The 1,947-nt window shown below is 40.2% G+C and carries 3 protein-coding genes; all 3 read left to right on the top strand.

Annotated elements, in window-relative coordinates:
- The first annotated feature begins 272 nt into the window (after positions 1 to 272).
- Positions 273 to 668, top strand: coding sequence for a peptide-methionine (R)-S-oxide reductase MsrB (gene msrB / locus AC3AYF_RS20475; protein ID WP_487780313.1), 396 nt, complete (start codon positions 273 to 275; stop codon positions 666 to 668).
- 5 nt (positions 669 to 673) lie between these two features.
- Positions 674 to 931, top strand: coding sequence for a GIY-YIG nuclease family protein (locus tag AC3AYF_RS20470; protein ID WP_487780312.1), 258 nt, complete (start codon positions 674 to 676; stop codon positions 929 to 931).
- 226 nt (positions 932 to 1,157) lie between these two features.
- A partial coding sequence (locus AC3AYF_RS20465; RefSeq protein ID WP_487780311.1) for an ATP-binding cassette domain-containing protein occupies positions 1,158 to 1,947 on the top strand: 790 nt, incomplete at its 3' end.

Raw genomic sequence — 1,947 nt, 5'->3', positions numbered from 1 at the left:
CATTAAAATAAATTTATTCATAAAATCCTTTTCATGATCAATAGGGGCACATGATCAATGCGTATCAAACTGTACCAAGGAATCAGCCAGCTTGATTAGTTATTTTCCAACCAACCCAAATTAAAAACAACCGTAATAATACCTGATTGCAAACCTACTACCTTACTATCCATTTCACATAAGCTTATATAGAACTCAGTTCACAACAATCTGATCTTTTCCCCCATTTTTTATAGAATGATAGTTTACGAACTCAGAGCCAACCGTTAGCTATGATTAAAAAACTTGAAAAAACAGATGAACAATGGCGTGAACAACTCAGCGAAGAAGAATATCGAGTAACCCGCCAAGCCGGCACAGAGCCACCGTTTTCAGGCATTTATGCTGATCACAAAGAAAATGGTGACTACCATTGTCTTTGTTGTGAGCAAAAACTATTTTCATCTACAGATAAATTTGACTCTGGTTGTGGCTGGCCAAGTTTTTCTAATCAACTTGAACAAGGCAATATCACTCACACTGTCGATAATAGTCACGGCATGGATCGCACCGAGGTGCGTTGCAAAAATTGTGATGCTCATTTAGGCCATGTGTTTGATGATGGTCCTGCTCCCACTGGTTTACGTTACTGCATTAATTCTGTCTCTATCAACTTCCATGACAAGTAAAGCTTGTGACAGATAAAGATTGGTTTGTTTATATTGTTGAAGCTGAAAATGGTCATTTTTATACCGGCATTACGACTGATTTAGATCGCCGTTTTGCTGAGCATCAGTCGAAACAAGGTGGCGCGCGATTTTTTCATACTAGCGCTGCCAAACAAATGGTTTACCATGAAACCCAGCCCGATCGCAGTGCAGCGTCTAAACGTGAAGCCGCCATTAAAAAACTCTCTCGTAAAGCTAAAATAGAACTAATCGAAAATCACTAGATAAGTAGCTTCCACCCCCAATAACCCAGCCCTCAGAGCACGACTCTATTTGCTAAGACCATTGTTATAAGGTATTGAAATAAATGGCTATTGCTTTTTCCTTATACCTAGCCCATAACAAAAATAGATACACGCTAAGCAATATATTATTAAAGGGAAAAGGTATATAATGGTCGGTTTTCCAATTTCTGAGTTTTGAACTCGATTAATTACACAGGTAACAAAATTGCTAACTACTGCAAATATCACCATGCAATTTGGCGCTAAGCCACTATTTGAAAACGTTTCCGTTAAATTCGGCGAAGGTAATCGCTATGGTCTAATCGGCGCCAATGGCTGTGGTAAATCCACCTTCATGAAAATTCTATCTGGCGAGTTAGAGCCTACAGCTGGCAACGTCAGCCTCGATGTGAATGAAACCTTTGCGGTATTAAAACAAGATCAGTTTGCGTTTGAAGATCAACGTGTTATTGACGTAGTTATCATGGGCAATACCGCGTTATGGGAAGTACATCATGAACGTGATCGCATTTATAACTTGCCTGAAATGTCTGAAGAAGACGGTATTAAAGTTGCTCACCTTGAAGGTGAATATGCTGAAATGGACGGTTACACGGCTGAGTCTCGTGCCGGTGAATTATTGTTAGGTGTGGGCATTCCGACTGAACAACATTATGGCCCGATGAGCGAAATCGCTCCCGGTTGGAAATTACGTATTTTGCTTGCTCAGGTTTTATTTGCTGAACCTGACATTCTGTTACTCGATGAGCCAACTAACCACTTGGACATCAATACCATCCGTTGGTTAGAAGATATGATCAATCAACGTAACGGTACCATGGTGATTATTTCGCATGATCGCCATTTCTTAAACAGCGTGTGTACCCATATGGCCGATATGGATTATGGTGAATTGCGTCTTTACCCTGGTAACTATGACGAATACATGTTGGCATCAACTCAAGCCAGAGCACGATTAGTCTCTGATAATGCTAAGAAAAAGGCGCAAATAATAG

This window comes from Salinicola sp., from assembly GCF_982684285.1.
The sequence above is the reverse complement of the archived record's forward strand: the minus strand, read 5'-3'. Positions and strand labels throughout refer to the sequence as shown.

Excerpts from the sequence above, each read along its gene's own strand:
- msrB (WP_487780313.1), top strand. The coding sequence starts at position 273 with ATGATTAAAAAACTTGAAAAAACAGATGAACAATGGCGTGAACAACTC.